Origin of the sequence: Micromonospora sp. WMMC241, assembly GCF_027460165.1 — a bacterium.
Taxonomy (GTDB): Bacteria; Actinomycetota; Actinomycetes; order Mycobacteriales; family Micromonosporaceae; genus Micromonospora; species Micromonospora humi.
In genome coordinates, this window is record NZ_JAPZBF010000001.1 from 1,805,583 (window position 1) to 1,819,247 (window position 13,665).

Sequence of the window (13,665 nt, forward strand, 5' to 3'; positions counted from 1 at the left end):
CCCCGCGAGGGGGCGGCCACCTGCCCGGTCGGCCGCCGCGAGCGGCCTACGGTACGAGGGTAGTCCGGTGAGATGAGCCACACAATGGGAATATCGAAGCCGGTCAGGGACGGTCCGTGGTCGGTCCGGAAGTGTCGGACCGCGGGCGTACCGTTGGTGGCATGGCGCTCGACATTCCCCGGCTGGACGGCCGCTTCCAGGTCGTCAGCGAGTTCAAGCCGGCCGGCGACCAGCCGGCAGCCATCGACGACCTTGAGCGTCGTGTGCGGCGTGGCGACCGCAACACGGTGCTGCTCGGCGCGACCGGCACCGGCAAGAGCGCCACCACGGCGTGGCTGGTCGAACGGTTGCAGCGGCCCACCCTGGTGCTCGCGCCCAACAAGACCCTCGCCGCGCAGCTGGCCAAGGAGTTCAGCGAGCTGCTGCCGCACAACGCGGTCGAATACTTCGTCTCCTACTACGACTACTACCAGCCCGAGGCCTACATCCCGCAGACCGACACCTACATCGAGAAGGACTCCTCGATCAACGAGGAGGTCGAGCGGCTGCGGCACTCGGCGACCATGTCGCTGCTCACCCGGCGCGACGTCATCGTGGTCGCCACCGTGTCGGCGATCTACGGCCTGGGCACGCCGGAGGAATACCTCGACCGCGCGGTGCGGGCCGAGGTGGGGCAGGAGCTCGACCGCGACCAGCTGCTGCGCCGCCTGGTCGACATCCAGTACACCCGCAACGACATGGCCTTCCAGCGCGGCACCTTCCGGGTCCGCGGTGACACGTTGGAGATCATCCCGGCCTACGAGGAACTCGCCGTCCGGATCGAGCTGTTCGGCGACGAGATCGAGAAGCTCTACTACCTCAACCCGTTGACCGGTGACGTGGTCCGTGAGGTGGACAGCCTGGTGATCTTCCCGGCGACGCACTACGCGGCCGGCCCGGAGCGCATGGAGCGGGCGATCCGCGACATCGAGGCCGAGCTGGCCGAGCGGCTGGCCGAGCTGGAGCGGCAGGGCAAACTGCTGGAGGCGCAGCGGCTGCGCATGCGCACCACCTACGACATCGAGATGATGCGGCAGGTCGGCTTCTGCTCCGGCATCGAGAACTACTCGATGCACATGGACGGCCGGCTGCCCGGCAGCCCGCCGCACTGCCTGCTCGACTACTTCCCCGACGACTTCCTCACCGTGGTCGACGAGTCGCACGTGACCATCCCGCAGATCGGCGGCATGTACGAGGGCGACGCCTCCCGTAAGCGGATGCTGATCGACCACGGCTTCCGGCTGCCCAGCGCCGCCGACAACCGGCCCCTGCGCTTCGACGAATACCTGGAGCGGGTGGGCCAGTCGGTCTTCCTGTCCGCCACCCCCGGCCCGTGGGAGCTGGAGCAGGCCCAGGGCGAGTTCGTCGAGCAGGTGATCCGGCCGACCGGCCTGATCGACCCCGAGGTGGTGGTGAAGCCGACCAAGGGGCAGATCGACGACCTCATGCACGAGATCAAGCTGCGCACCGAGCGGGACGAGCGGGTGCTGGTCACCACGCTGACCAAGAAGATGGCCGAGGATCTCTCCGACTACCTCCTGGAGAACGGCATCCGGGTGCGCTACCTGCACTCGGAGGTGGACACGCTGCGCCGGGTGGAGCTGCTGAGCGAGCTGCGCAAGGGCGACTACGACGTGCTGGTCGGCATCAACCTGCTGCGGGAGGGTCTCGACCTGCCCGAGGTCTCCCTGGTGGCGATCCTCGACGCCGACAAGGAGGGGTTCCTGCGCAGCGGCCGGTCGCTGATCCAGACCATCGGCCGGGCGGCCCGTAACGTCTCCGGCCAGGTCCACATGTACGCCGACAAGATCACTCCGTCGATGGCGTCCGCGATCGACGAGACCAACCGGCGTCGGGCCAAGCAGATCGCGCACAACGAGGCGTACGGGATCAGCCCCGAGCCGCTGCGCAAGAAGATCCACGACATCCTCGACGACATCTACCGCGAGGCGGAGGACACCGAGAACACCACCGTCGGCGGCGCGGCGCGGCAGCTCTCCCGGGGCAAGGCGCCGGTCAAGGAGACCCGCAGCCGGGGCGGCCGGGGCGGCGCGGTGACGCCCTCCCGCGAGGGGATGGCCCGGGCCGACCTGGCCAACCTCATCCAGGAGCTCAACGACCAGATGCTGGCCGCCGCGCGGGAGCTCCAGTTCGAGCTGGCGGCGCGGATCCGCGACGAGGTCTCCGACCTCAAGAAGGAGCTGCGGGGGATGGACGCGGCCGGGGTGCGCTGACGAGTGCTTGTCGCTCTGCGCGAGCGAGGTATTGCCGTGTGTGATGGTCATGCGTACGCTCCCAGCGGGAGGCGCGCATGCCGTTGTCAGCAAGTCCTGTCGTCCGGCGGGTGCGGCTCGGCGTCGAGCTGCGCCGGCTGCGCCGTCGTGAGTCGCTCACGCTCGAGCAGGTCTGCACCCGGCTCGGCTGGGCGTCCACGTCGAAGCTGTCCCGCATCGAGCTGGGTCAGAGCCGGCCCGACCTGGCCGACGTCCTCGACCTGCTCGACGTCTACGAGGTGCCGCCGCACCAGCGCGACGACCTGATCGTCATCGCCCGGGACGCCGCCACCGGGCGCGGCTGGTCCAAGGCGCTCGGCGAGATGGGCGAGCGGCAGCGGGCGTACGCGGAGCTGGAGGCGGGCGCCGAACGCATCGTGGAATACCAGCCGGCGCTCGTGCCCGGCCTGCTGCAGACCCCGGCGTACGCCCGCTTGCGGGTGGCCGCCGGCGCGTCGCTCGCCGGCGAGGTGGACGTGGAGGCCGACGTGCGCGCCCGGGCCGTGCGCCAGGAACTGCTGGTCCGGCCGGACCCTCCGCACTACACGGCGCTGCTCGACGAGCGGGCGTGCGAGCCGGCCGGCCTGCCGGCCGAGGTGTGGCGGGAGCAGGTGCGCCACCTGCTGGCGCTGGCCGAGCGGTCGCACGTGGCGATCCGGGTGCTGCCCCACGGCGCGTCGTCGGGCGACGACCTGCACCCGCTGGCGCCGTTCTCCTACTACGCCTACCCGGACCCGGACGACCCGCGCACGGTGCTGGTGGAGACGCTCACCACCGACCTGCGCCTGGTCGCCGAGGCCGATGTGGCCCGCTACGAGCAGTTGATCGAGCGGCTGCTCGCGGCGGCGCTGTCGGAGGACGCGACGGTCGAGCTGCTGACCCGCCGGCTCGGCGCCCCGCCGGTGCCCCGACAGCGTGACCCGCACGAGCTGGAGTGACGTCGCCGCGCGCCCACCGGGCCCGGCGCCCCCGATGCCCGTCGGGACCGGTGACCGCGCGTCGCGCGCAGGTTACGTGAGGGGTGCGACAGTTCAGGCCGGCACGTCGACGAAGTGCTCGACCAGCGGCGGGCCCGCGAAGTAGGGCCCGATCAGCCCGCGCCACCGCCCGAAGCGCTCGGTCTGCCGGAAGTTGACGTCGTGCGCCTCGACCGAGTCCCACTCGACCAGGAGCACGAATCGGGTGGGTGACTCCACCCCGCGGGTCATCCGCACCGAGCGGCATCCCTCGCTGCCGGCGAGGATCGGACGCGCCTGCGCGTAGGCGGCGGCGAAGTCGTCCTCGTTTCCGGGCGTCACGTCGATCAGCGCGACCTCAAGAACCATGCCCGAAGCCTCCCATGCCCGGGGTGCACCGGTACGCTCCGGGTGCGCTCGGGGGAGGACACACCATGCTCGACTGGCTCACCGGCACCGCGTTCACCGTGTGGGGGGCCGGCACCACCTGGGCCGAGTTGCTCGGCTTCGTCACCGGTGTGGTCAACGTCTGGCTGGTCGCCCGCCAGCACATCGCGAACTGGCCGATCGGCATCGCCAACGTGCTGCTGCTGATGCTGTTGTTCTGGACCGCCGGCCTGTACGCCGATGCCGGACTGCAACTCGTCTACGTGGCGCTCGGGGCCTACGGCTGGTGGCACTGGCTGTTCGGCGGCGACCGGCGCGGCCGGCTCACGGTGGCCCGCACCGGGCGACGGGAGTGGTGGGCGCTGGGCGGTGCCGGGCTGCTGCTCACCGCCGGCCTGTGGGTGTTCCTGGACCGGGCCACCGACTCCACCGTGCCGTTGGCCGACGCGGTCACCACCGCGCTGTCGTTGCTGGCCACCTACGGCCAGACCCGCAAGCTGGTGGAGAGCTGGTGGCTGTGGATCGTCGCCGACCTGATCTACATCCCGCTCTACGCGTACAAGGGGCTCTGGCTGACCGGCGGTCTCTACCTGATCTTCCTGGGCCTGTGCGTGGTCGGGTTGCGGGCCTGGCGGGCGGACCTGCGCCGGCGCGCGGTGGCCACGCCGGTGCCGCCGGGGCCCGCGCCGGTGGCCGCATGAGCGCGAGCGGGCGCTTCCGGCACGGCCTGGTGGTCGGCAAGTTCTATCCGCCGCACGCCGGGCACCACGCGCTCGTCGAGGCCGCCGCGGCCCGGTGCGCGGCGGTGACCGTGGTGGTGGCGCCGTCCCGGCGGGAGTCGATCCCGCTCGGCCTGCGGCTGGGCTGGCTGCGCGAGGCCCACGCCGGCACCCCGTGGGTGCGGTTCGTCGGCCGGTACGACGACCACCCGGTCGACTACGCCGATCCGGCGGTCTGGGACCTGCACTGCGCGGTGTTCGCCGACGCGCTCGCGGGCGCGCCGGTGGACGCCGTCTTCTCCTCCGAGGCGTACGGCGAGGAGCTGGCCCGCCGGTTCGACGCGGTCGCGGTCGACGTGGATCCGGATCGCCGCGCGGCGCCGGTTTCCGGCACCGCCGTGCGCGCGGACCCGGCGGGGCACTGGCGGTGGCTGAGCCCACCGGTGCGGGCGTGGCTGGTCCGGCGGGTGGTGGTGGTCGGCGCGGAGTCCACCGGCACCACGACCATGGCCCGGGCGCTCGCCGAGCACTATCGCACCGCCTGGGTCCCGGAGTTCGGCCGCGAGCTGACCGCGCGCAAGCTCGCCGGGTTGCGCCGGTCCCGGCCGGACGCGACCGTCTTCGACGTCACCTGGGACCGGAACGACTTCGTCGAGGTGGTACGCGAGCAGCAGGCCGCCGAGGACGCGGCGGCGCGGGTGAGCGGTCCGCTGCTGTTCTGCGACACCGATGCCCGGGCCACCGCGGTCTGGGAGGAGCGGTATCTCGGGTCCTCCTCGGACGCGGTGCGCGCGGCGGCCCGGCGTCCCGCGCTCTACCTGCTCACCGACCACGAGGGGGTGCCCTTCGCCGACGACGGCCTGCGCGACGGGGAGCACCTGCGGGCGTGGATGACCGGCCGGTTCCGCGCGGAGCTGGCCGAGAGCGGGGTGCCGGTGGTCGCGTTGCGCGGTACGCACGAGGAGCGGCTGGCCGCCGCGACCGCCGCGTGCGACGCCCTGCTCGCCGCCGGCTGGTCCTTCGCCGACCCGCTGCTGCCGCCTGATCCGGTGTTGCCCGCCGCCCCGGTGCCACCCGCACACCCGTAGCCTTCCGCAGCCGGCGGCGACCGCCTCCCCGGATCGCCGGCCGCCATGGTCCACGTGCTGCTGCGCTGTCTTTGGAGCTGATGGCAGAAACGACTCACGCCGGGCACGGCGATGAGAGGGCTGGGTGCGGGCACGGCGGCTGGGCGCGACGCAACGGCCCCTGAGTCGTTCCTGCCATCAGCTCGAAAGGGGCTTGGAAGGTGGCTGCACCGGCGGCGGGGGACCGAGATGAAGCTAGCCTCCTAGGATGCGTTGCGCGTGGTGACGTGAGGCGTGGCACGTGGCGACGGCAGATCGGCGCCCGGAGATGCGCCACCCCGGTGCGATGGTGAACAATGGCGGCCGAGGAGGGGAGTATTCCCCCGCGACGGAGTCGTCAGCACGGAAGAGCGCCAGCACCCCCAGGTGGCTCGACCCGGCTCCGTCGGTCGGAGCCCACGGGCCCCGGCGGAAGAGACCTCCGACAGTCACCACAGTCAGCGTCGACGCACCCCGGCCCCACACCCGGCGTACGGTGTGCCCGACGCTGCGTGTCTGCCGGAGGATGGATTTGAACGTGTCCGCATTGGTGTGGGCGGTAACCCTGACCGCGATGATCGCGGTCCTGCTGGCCGACCTGTTCATCATCGGTCGCCGCCCGCACGAGCCCAGCGTCCGTGAGTCCAGCCTGTGGGTCGGCTTCTACGTCGTGCTGGCGCTGCTCTTCGGCGTGGTGCTCTGGCTGACCGCCGGGCCGAGCGTCGCCGGGCAGTTCTACACGGGCTGGCTCACCGAGTACAGCCTCTCGGTCGACAACCTCTTCGTCTTCGTGATCATCATGGCCCGCTTCGGGGTGCCCCGGCAGTACCAGCAGAAGGTGCTGCTCGTCGGCATCCTGCTGGCGCTGGTCATGCGCGGTGGGTTCATCGCGGCCGGCGCCGCGCTGATCTCCCAGTTCTCCTGGGTGTTCTACATCTTCGGCGCGTTCCTGATCTACACGGCGGTGAACCTGGCCCGGCAGGGCGAGCCGGACGAGGACGAGTTCAGCGAGAACCTGCTGATCCGGTGGAGCCGCAAGGCGCTCCCGCTGTCCCGTGACTTCGACGGGGCGCGGATGACCACCCGGGAGAACGGGCGTCGGCTGTTCACCCCGATGCTGATCGTGATGATCGCGATCGGCACCACCGACCTCATCTTCGCGCTCGACTCGATCCCGGCGATCTTCGGCATCACCCAGGAGCCGTACCTGGTCTTCACCGCGAACGTGTTCGCGCTGATGGGGCTGCGGCAGCTCTACTTCCTGCTGGGCGGCCTGCTGGACCGGCTCATCTACCTCAGCTACGGGCTGGCCGTGGTGCTCGGCTTCATCGGGGTCAAGCTGGTGCTGGAGGCGCTTGCCGACAACAACCTGCCGTTCATCAACGGCGGCGAGCACGTGGGCTGGGCCCCGCACATCCCGATCTGGCTCTCGCTGACCGTCATCCTCGGCACCCTGGCCGTGGCCACGGCGGCGAGCCTGGTCAAGTCGTCGCGCGACCGGCGCCGGGAACTGGCCGAGGCACGCCGCTGACCGACCGTGTGTCCGGGGCCGGTCGCCCCGGACACACGGCTCAGACCCGGTGCGCCCCGACCAGGGTGTCGACCCGGGCCGGGGGTAGTTCCTCCTCGACCACGCGGCGGGTGCGGTAGCAGGCGTGCAGCATTCGGCGCCGGCCGCCGTGCGGCTCGGCCGAGACGATGCCGACGTGGTGGATGCGGCGGCCGGGGCGGGCGAAGAAGTAGAGGTCGCCGGGGCGTTCGTCGTCGAGCGCCAGCGGCATGGTCGCCTCGGCCTGGTCGTCGGCGTCGCGGGGCAGCGTGACGCCGTACCGCCGCCAGGCCAGGTGGACCAGCCCGGAGCAGTCGATGCCGTCGGTGGACAGGCCGCCCCAGACGTAGACCAGGTCACGCAGCCGCTCGGCGACCGCGAGCACCTCCTTCGCGTCGGGCCGCTCGGCGGGCGACGGCACGAGGTCGCCCTCCGGAGACCAGAGCGGGTCCGTCCGACCGGCCGCCCGGACCGGTCGCCAGCCGTCCGTCGGCCGCCCGGTGGAGACGAGACGGGTGCCCAGGACCACCCCGGTGAGCGCCGGCGACCCGGCGGCGGCCTCGTGCAGCGTGGTGCGGCGGACGTCGACCACCAGCGCGGGCGCGCCCGGCGCGTCGTCGGCGGGCGCGGCGAGGTGGGCGGCCCGCATCCAGCCCGGGTAGCCGCGGGGGTCCAGCTTGGCGGCGGGCTGCCCGAGGGCGACCACCCGCACCCAGCCGTCCGGCCCGGCCTCGGTGACCAGCACCGGCTCGCCGAGCAGCAGCTGGGTCAGGACGCAGTCGCCGACCTGCTGGTCGCGGTCCAGCCCGGCGACCCAGGCGGCGACGTCGGGAGAGTCGCGCAGGGCCGGCTCGTCGACCGGGCGGATCGCCTCGGGGTCTGTCCACAGGGTCGCCACCGGGACCCGTACGACGGCCTGGTGGCCCGGTTGAGGCGCCATCCGCACCCTCCTCCCACGCTCCTGTGGGCGACCCTATGAAAAAATCCAACGACACTCAACCGTGGCGCTGAACCTTAGCTTCACTCACGTCGGCGATGCCGAGCCCCGGAGCGTTCGGCAGCAGCACGTTCGCGCCCTCGTACCGGATGCCGCCGGTGACCGGCGACCAGGCGAGCCACCAGGCGGCGTCGAGGTCCGACACGGCCGTGGTGCCGGAGGCGGCGACCAGGCTGGCGGCCGCGCCCACGCCGATCGGTCCCTCCATCATCGAGCCGACGATCGTGCCCATGCCGTGCGCGGCGGCCAGGTCGAGCAGGGTGCGGGCCGCCTGCAGGCCACCGCACTTGGCCAGCTTCACGTTGACCATGTCGGCCGCCCGGCGCCGGATCACCTCGACCAGGTCACGCACGTCGAACACCGACTCGTCGGCGAGGATCGGCACCTCCACCCGGTCGCTGACCCAGGCCAGGCCGTCCAGGTCGCGGCGGTGCACCGGCTGCTCGACCAGCTCGACGTCGAGCCCGGCGTCGACGATGCCCCGGATCACCCGGACCGCCTCGCGCGGTGTCCAGCCCTGGTTGGCGTCCAGTCGGATCCGTACGTCCGGGCCCACCGCGGCGCGCACCGAGCGGACCCGGTCGAGGTCGCCGCCGGCGTCGGTGCCGACCTTGAGCTTGAGCACGGTGAAACCCTCGGCGCGCCGCCGGCCGGCCGCCGCGGCCAGGTCGACCGCGTCGCCCGCGGCCAGCGTGACGTCCGTCGGGACGCGCAGCGCGGTGCCGCCGAGCAGCCGGACCAGGGGTACGCCGAGCCGCCGCGCGGCCAGGTCGTGCAGCGCCACGTCGACGGCCGCCTTCGCCGACTCGTTACCCACCACCGCGCCGCGCACCTGCGCGCACCGGGCCTGGAGGTCGTCGGCGTCGCGGCCGGTCAGCAGCGGGGCGAGCAGTTCGCGTACGCAGGACTCGGCGCCGCCGATCGACGCGCCGGTGACCTGCCACACCTGCGGGGCCTCGCCGAAACCCGAGCGGCCGTCGCTGTCGACGACCTCGACGATCAGCGTCTCCACCGTGGTGGTGCTGCGCAGCGCGGTGACGAACGGGGTGTGTAAGGGGGCCGAGAGCCGGTAGGTGCGTACCGCCGCGATCGTCATGTGGGGCACCCTATAGGCAACTGGCGACGAGCAGGGGAGGGCCGATGACCGGGCGGGACTGGGAACTGGTGGGCGCGCCGAACGCCCGTGACCTGGGCGGGATGCCGACCGTCGACGGACGGCGGGTACGCGTCGGACGGCTGGTGCGCACCGCGGCGCTGGGCCGGCTCACCGACGACGACCTGCCGGTGCTGGGCAAGCTCGGCCCGGCGTGCGTGGTGGACCTGCGCGCGGCGCAGGAGCAGGAGGTGGCCCCGCCGGACCGGCTGGTGGGCGAGCCCCGGGTCGTGCACCTGCCGGTGTACGACGCGGTCCACCCGGTGTTCACCTACGTCTCGGCGGTGTTGCAGGGCCACGACCTGGACGCGTACGCGGAGCTGGCCCGCGAGGGCATGCCGGGGGCGATGACGGCGATCTACCGCTGGTTCGTCACCGGTGAGCCGGCACGGGTCGGGTTCGGCGAGGCGGTGCGGCTGGCCGCGGACGGCGCGAACCTACCGCTGCTGTTCCACTGCTCGGCCGGCAAGGACCGCACCGGCTGGCTGTCGGTGGTGCTGCTGACCGCGCTGGGGGTGGCGGAGCCGGCGATCCGGGCCGACTACCTGCGGCACAACGAGCTGACCGAGAGCCTGCGGGAGGTGCTGCTGGCGGCCATGACGCGGCGCCGGCCGGATCTCGACCCGACGGTGGCGCGGCCGTTGCTGGAGGTGCGCCCGGAGTACCTGGACGCCGCCTACGACGAGGTGCGCCGGGTGCACGGGTCGTTCGAGGCCTACCTGCGCGACGGTCTGGGGGTGACCGACGACGTGCGGGCCGGGCTGCGCGAGCACCTGCTGGAGTAGTGGCTCACCCGGCCAGCTCGTGCCGGACGTCCCACACCTGCGCGGAGACGTGCGCGATCAGCCGGCAGGCGTCGTCCTCGACCTGCTCGCCGTCCGCGCCGCCGTCGGCCAGGTCGGTGGTCGTGCAGACCACGATCTGGTACGGGGGCGCGTCGTCCGGGAACACCACGCCGGCGCCGTGGCGGACGCCGCGTACCCAACCGTTCTTGTGCGCGACGCGGGTGCCGTCGGGGAGCCCGGCGGCCAGGTCCTCGCGGTGTTCCTGGGCGACGAGCACGTCGAGCATGGCGGCGCAGCCGGCCGGCGAGGCGAGCGGGCCGGGCCGGGTGGCGCCCAGCGCCAGCTCGCCGAGCATGACCGCGAGGTCGGCGGCGGTGACCAGGTTGTCGATGCCGGCGTCGCGGGCGGCGAAGTCCTCGATGCCGCGGCCGGTGACGCTGTGCCGCGCGCCGGCCAGCGTCCACGCCTGCGCGACGGCCGGCAGACCGACCTGGCCGATGCAGAGGTTGGTGGCCAGGTTGCTGGAGCGGATGATCATCCGTTCGGCGAGCCAGCGCAGCGGCGCGACGCCGCCGACCCGGTCCCAGACCGCCTCGTCGTTGTCGTAGTCGCGGGCGTTGGCGAAGCGGGGCGCGCCGGTCAGCGCGGAGTCGAACGCGTTGCGCACCGGCACCGGAGCGTCCAGGTCGAGCCGGCCGGCCTCGGCGGCGCGGTGCAGCGCCACCAGCACGGCGACCTTCATGGTGCTCGCCGCGTAGTGGGTGGCGTCCGGGTGCCGGGTCCAGGTGGGGCGGGCGCCGGGACGCCCCACGTACGCGGAGACGGTGCCGGGCACCTTGTCCAGGTGTGCGTCGAGTTCGGCCCAGGTCATGCAGGTGACCGTAGCGGATCTTCGCGGCGGGCGCGGGGCTGCGCCGCCGCCGTGCGCGGGGCTAGCGTGCGGGAATGACGACCCCCTTGTACGACGAGATCGCCGACTGGTACGAGGAGTACGCCACGGTCGGTTCGGCGACCTACATGGACCGGGTCCGGTCGGTGCTGGCGGAGCTGCTGGGCGACGGTCCGGGGCGGTGCCTGGACCTGTGTTGCGGCACCGGGGCGCACGTCGCCGAGCTGCGCCGGCTCGGCTGGACGCCGGTCGGCGTGGACCTGTCGGCCGGGCAGTTGCGCCACGCCCGGTCCCGGCTGCCGGTGGCCCGCGCCGACGCGACCGCGCTGCCGCTGGCCGACGCCGTGGTGCCGGCCGCGGTCTGCCTGCTGGCGCACACCGACATGCCGGACTACCCGGCGGCGATCGCGGAGATGGCCCGGGCGCTGGCGCCGGGCGGCCGGCTGGTGCACGTCGGCGTGCATCCGTGCTTCTGCGGCGCGTTCGCCGACCGGTCCGACCAGGAGCGGATCGTGATCGACGGCGGCTACGCCGAGCGGGAGCGCACGTTCCGGTCGTGGAACTCGCACGGCGTGCGGGCCCGGGTGGGCGCCTGGCACCTGCCCCTGGCCGACCTGCTGACCGCCGCCACCGCCGCCGGCCTGGTCCTCGACCGGGTGGTCGAGTCCGGCTCCGGCCCGATCCCCGACATCCTGGCCTTCGCAGCCACCAAACCCACCTGACCCCACCCCCACCCCCGCCCCTTGCGCGTCGATCATGAAGTTAGCGGCGAATTCGATCTCCGGATCGGCCGCTAACTTCATGATCGACGATGAGGGGTGGGGTGGGGGTGGGGTGGGGTGGGGGTGGGGTGGGGGAGACGGCGGAGCCCGGTCCGCCGAGGGGCGGGCCGGGCTCCGGGTGCGGCGGTGGGTCAGCCGGCGTGCTTGCGGCGGGCGGCGGCCCGGCCACGCTGCTGCTGGTCCAGGACCACCTTGCGGATGCGCACCGCGACCGGGGTGACCTCGACGCACTCGTCCTCGCGGCAGAACTCGAGGGCCTGCTCCAGCGACAGCTTGCGCGGCGGGATCAGCTTCTCGGTCTCGTCGGAGGTCGACGCCCGCATGTTGGTGAGCTTCTTCTCCTTGGTGATGTTGACGTCCATGTCGTCGGAGCGGGAGTTCTCCCCGACGATCATGCCCTCGTACACCTCGGTGGTCGGCTCGACGAAGAGCTGGCCGCGCTCCTGAAGGTTGATCATGGCGAACGACGTGACCGCACCGGCCCGGTCGGCGACCAGCGAACCGTTCTGACGGGTCCGCAGCTCGCCGAACCACGGCTCGTACGACTCGAAGACGTGGTGCAGGATGCCGGTGCCCCGGGTGTCGGTGAGGAACTCGGTGCGGAAGCCGATCAGGCCGCGCGCCGGGACCAGCCACTCCATCCGGATCCAGCCGGTGCCGTGGTTGACCAGCTGCTCCATCCGGCCCTTGCGGGTGGCCAGCAGCTGGGTGATCGCGCCCAGGTACTCCTCGGGGGAGTCGATGGTCAGCCGCTCGACCGGCTCGCAGGTCTTGCCGTCGATTTCCTTGGTGACCACCTGCGGCTTGCCGACGGTCAGCTCGTAGGACTCGCGGCGCATCTGCTCGACCAGGATGGCCAGGGCCAGCTCGCCCCGGCCCTGCACCTCCCAGGCGTCCGGCCGCTCGGTGGGCAGCACCCGCAGCGAGACGTTGCCGATCAGCTCCTTGTCCAGCCGGTCCTTGACCATCCGGGCGGTGACCTTGGCGCCCTTGACCCGGCCGACCAGCGGCGAGGTGTTGGTGCCGATGGTCATCGAGATGGCCGGCTCGTCCACCGTGATCAGCGGCAGCGGGATCGGGTTCTCGGCGTCGGCGAGCGTCTCACCGATCATGATCTCCGGGATGCCGGCGACGGCGATGATGTCGCCCGGCCCGGCCGACTCGGCGGGCTTGCGCTCCAGGCCCTCGGTCATCAGCAGCTCGGAGATGCGGACCCGCTGGGTGCTGCCGTCGGTGCGGCACCAGGCCACGGTCTGGCCCTTGCTGATCGTGCCCTGCCGGACCCGGCACAGCGCCAGCCGGCCGAGGAACGGCGAGGCGTCGAGGTTGGTGACGTGCGCCTGCAGCGGCGCGCCATCGTCGTACGACGGGGCGGGAATGGTGTCCAGCAGGGTGCGGAACAGCGGCTCCAGGGAGGTGCTGTCGCTGGGCACCGAGCCGTCGGCCGGCTGGGTCAGCGAGGCGATGCCGTCGCGGGCGCAGGCGTAGACGATCGGGAAGTCGATCTGCTCCTCGTCGGCGTCCAGGTCGAGGAAGAGCTCGTAGGTGTCGTCCACGACCTCCTTGATCCGGGAGTCCGGCCGGTCCACCTTGTTGATCACCAGGATGATCGGGAGGCGGGCGCGCAGCGCCTTGCGGAGCACGAACCGGGTCTGCGGCAGCGGGCCCTCGCTGGCGTCCACCAGCAGCACCACGCCGTCGACCATGGTCAGACCGCGCTCGACCTCGCCGCCGAAGTCGGCGTGGCCGGGGGTGTCGATGATGTTGATGGTGACCGGGTCGGACCCGTCCGCCGGCAGGTACCGCACGCCGGTGTTCTTGGCCAGGATGGTGATGCCCTTTTCCCGTTCGAGGTCCCCCGAGTCCATGACCCGCTCGGTGTCCTCGCCACGGGCGCCGTAGGCGCCGGCCTGCCGCAACATGGCGTCGACCAGGGTCGTCTTGCCGTGGTCGACGTGGGCGATGATGGCGACGTTGCGGAGGTCGGTGCGAAGCTGCATACCCTCCATACTCCTGTCTGCGGTTGCCGG

The 13,665-nt window shown here is 72.5% G+C and carries 12 protein-coding genes; 7 read left to right on the top strand and 5 right to left on the bottom strand.

The annotated features are described in order from the left end of the window. The first annotated feature begins 161 nt into the window (after positions 1 to 161). On the top strand, positions 162 to 2,273 hold the full coding sequence (uvrB, locus tag O7598_RS08675) for an excinuclease ABC subunit UvrB (protein WP_269690812.1): 2,112 nt from the start codon (positions 162 to 164) through the stop codon (positions 2,271 to 2,273). Positions 2,274 to 2,350: 77 nt separating this feature from the next. Further along, positions 2,351 to 3,250 (top strand): DUF5753 domain-containing protein, encoded by a 900-nt coding sequence (locus O7598_RS08680; protein ID WP_269690813.1) that lies wholly within the window; start codon positions 2,351 to 2,353, stop codon positions 3,248 to 3,250. Positions 3,251 to 3,343: 93 nt separating this feature from the next. On the opposite strand, the gene O7598_RS08685 is transcribed toward O7598_RS08680, so the two are convergent. Beyond that, on the bottom strand, positions 3,344 to 3,637 hold the full coding sequence (locus O7598_RS08685; protein WP_091059928.1) for an antibiotic biosynthesis monooxygenase family protein: 294 nt from the start codon (positions 3,635 to 3,637) through the stop codon (positions 3,344 to 3,346). 65 nt (positions 3,638 to 3,702) lie between these two features. Here O7598_RS08685 and pnuC point away from each other — a divergent pair, with 65 nt between their 5' ends. The 3 genes from pnuC to O7598_RS08700 all read left to right on the top strand — a co-directional run bounded on the left by pnuC (position 3,703) and on the right by O7598_RS08700 (position 7,011). Beyond that, a complete protein-coding gene (pnuC, locus tag O7598_RS08690) occupies positions 3,703 to 4,356 on the top strand; it encodes a nicotinamide riboside transporter PnuC (RefSeq protein ID WP_269690814.1) in 654 nt (217 codons plus the stop codon). Then, a complete protein-coding gene (locus tag O7598_RS08695; protein WP_269690815.1) occupies positions 4,353 to 5,462 on the top strand; it encodes an AAA family ATPase in 1,110 nt (369 codons plus the stop codon). Before pnuC ends, O7598_RS08695 begins: the two co-directional genes overlap by 4 nt. A gap of 550 nt (positions 5,463 to 6,012) precedes the next feature. Further along, positions 6,013 to 7,011, top strand: coding sequence for a TerC family protein (locus tag O7598_RS08700; RefSeq protein WP_269690816.1), 999 nt, complete (start codon positions 6,013 to 6,015; stop codon positions 7,009 to 7,011). A 40-nt stretch (positions 7,012 to 7,051) separates the two neighbouring features. On the opposite strand, the gene O7598_RS08705 is transcribed toward O7598_RS08700, so the two are convergent. Both O7598_RS08705 and O7598_RS08710 read right to left on the bottom strand, forming a co-directional pair. After that, a complete protein-coding gene (locus tag O7598_RS08705) occupies positions 7,052 to 7,969 on the bottom strand; it encodes a C40 family peptidase (protein ID WP_269690817.1) in 918 nt (305 codons plus the stop codon). A 55-nt stretch (positions 7,970 to 8,024) separates the two neighbouring features. Beyond that, positions 8,025 to 9,122 carry a mandelate racemase/muconate lactonizing enzyme family protein gene (locus O7598_RS08710; protein WP_269690818.1) on the bottom strand — a complete coding sequence of 366 codons (1,098 nt, stop codon included), beginning with the start codon at positions 9,120 to 9,122 and terminating at the stop codon, positions 8,025 to 8,027. 44 nt (positions 9,123 to 9,166) lie between these two features. On the opposite strand from O7598_RS08710, the gene O7598_RS08715 reads away from it, so the two are divergent. Further along, positions 9,167 to 9,964 carry a tyrosine-protein phosphatase gene (locus tag O7598_RS08715; RefSeq protein WP_269690819.1) on the top strand — a complete coding sequence of 266 codons (798 nt, stop codon included), beginning with the start codon at positions 9,167 to 9,169 and terminating at the stop codon, positions 9,962 to 9,964. Between the two features lie 4 nt (positions 9,965 to 9,968). Here O7598_RS08715 and O7598_RS08720 read toward each other — a convergent pair whose 3' ends face one another. Further along, positions 9,969 to 10,835, bottom strand: coding sequence for a serine hydrolase (locus O7598_RS08720; RefSeq protein WP_269690820.1), 867 nt, complete (start codon positions 10,833 to 10,835; stop codon positions 9,969 to 9,971). Between the two features lie 74 nt (positions 10,836 to 10,909). Between O7598_RS08720 and O7598_RS08725 the strand changes: the two genes are divergently transcribed. Further along, a complete protein-coding gene (locus O7598_RS08725; RefSeq protein ID WP_269690821.1) occupies positions 10,910 to 11,575 on the top strand; it encodes a class I SAM-dependent methyltransferase in 666 nt (221 codons plus the stop codon). A gap of 191 nt (positions 11,576 to 11,766) precedes the next feature. Here O7598_RS08725 and typA read toward each other — a convergent pair whose 3' ends face one another. After that, positions 11,767 to 13,635: a translational GTPase TypA gene (typA, locus tag O7598_RS08730; RefSeq protein ID WP_269690822.1), complete on the bottom strand. Its 1,869-nt coding sequence runs from the start codon at positions 13,633 to 13,635 to the stop codon at positions 11,767 to 11,769. Between the last annotated feature and the right edge of the window lie 30 nt (positions 13,636 to 13,665).

Excerpts from the sequence above, each read along its gene's own strand:
- uvrB (WP_269690812.1), top strand. The coding sequence starts at position 162 with ATGGCGCTCGACATTCCCCGGCTGGACGGCCGCTTCCAGGTCGTCAGC.
- O7598_RS08695 (WP_269690815.1), top strand. The coding sequence starts at position 4,353 with ATGAGCGCGAGCGGGCGCTTCCGGCACGGCCTGGTGGTCGGCAAGTTC.
- O7598_RS08720 (WP_269690820.1), bottom strand. The coding sequence starts at position 10,835 with ATGACCTGGGCCGAACTCGACGCACACCTGGACAAGGTGCCCGGCACC.
- O7598_RS08680 (WP_269690813.1), top strand. The coding sequence starts at position 2,351 with ATGCCGTTGTCAGCAAGTCCTGTCGTCCGGCGGGTGCGGCTCGGCGTC.
- O7598_RS08705 (WP_269690817.1), bottom strand. The coding sequence starts at position 7,969 with ATGGCGCCTCAACCGGGCCACCAGGCCGTCGTACGGGTCCCGGTGGCG.
- O7598_RS08725 (WP_269690821.1), top strand. The coding sequence starts at position 10,910 with ATGACGACCCCCTTGTACGACGAGATCGCCGACTGGTACGAGGAGTAC.
- O7598_RS08710 (WP_269690818.1), bottom strand. The coding sequence starts at position 9,122 with ATGACGATCGCGGCGGTACGCACCTACCGGCTCTCGGCCCCCTTACAC.
- O7598_RS08715 (WP_269690819.1), top strand. The coding sequence starts at position 9,167 with ATGACCGGGCGGGACTGGGAACTGGTGGGCGCGCCGAACGCCCGTGAC.
- pnuC (WP_269690814.1), top strand. The coding sequence starts at position 3,703 with ATGCTCGACTGGCTCACCGGCACCGCGTTCACCGTGTGGGGGGCCGGC.
- typA (WP_269690822.1), bottom strand. The coding sequence starts at position 13,635 with ATGCAGCTTCGCACCGACCTCCGCAACGTCGCCATCATCGCCCACGTC.
- O7598_RS08685 (WP_091059928.1), bottom strand. The coding sequence starts at position 3,637 with ATGGTTCTTGAGGTCGCGCTGATCGACGTGACGCCCGGAAACGAGGAC.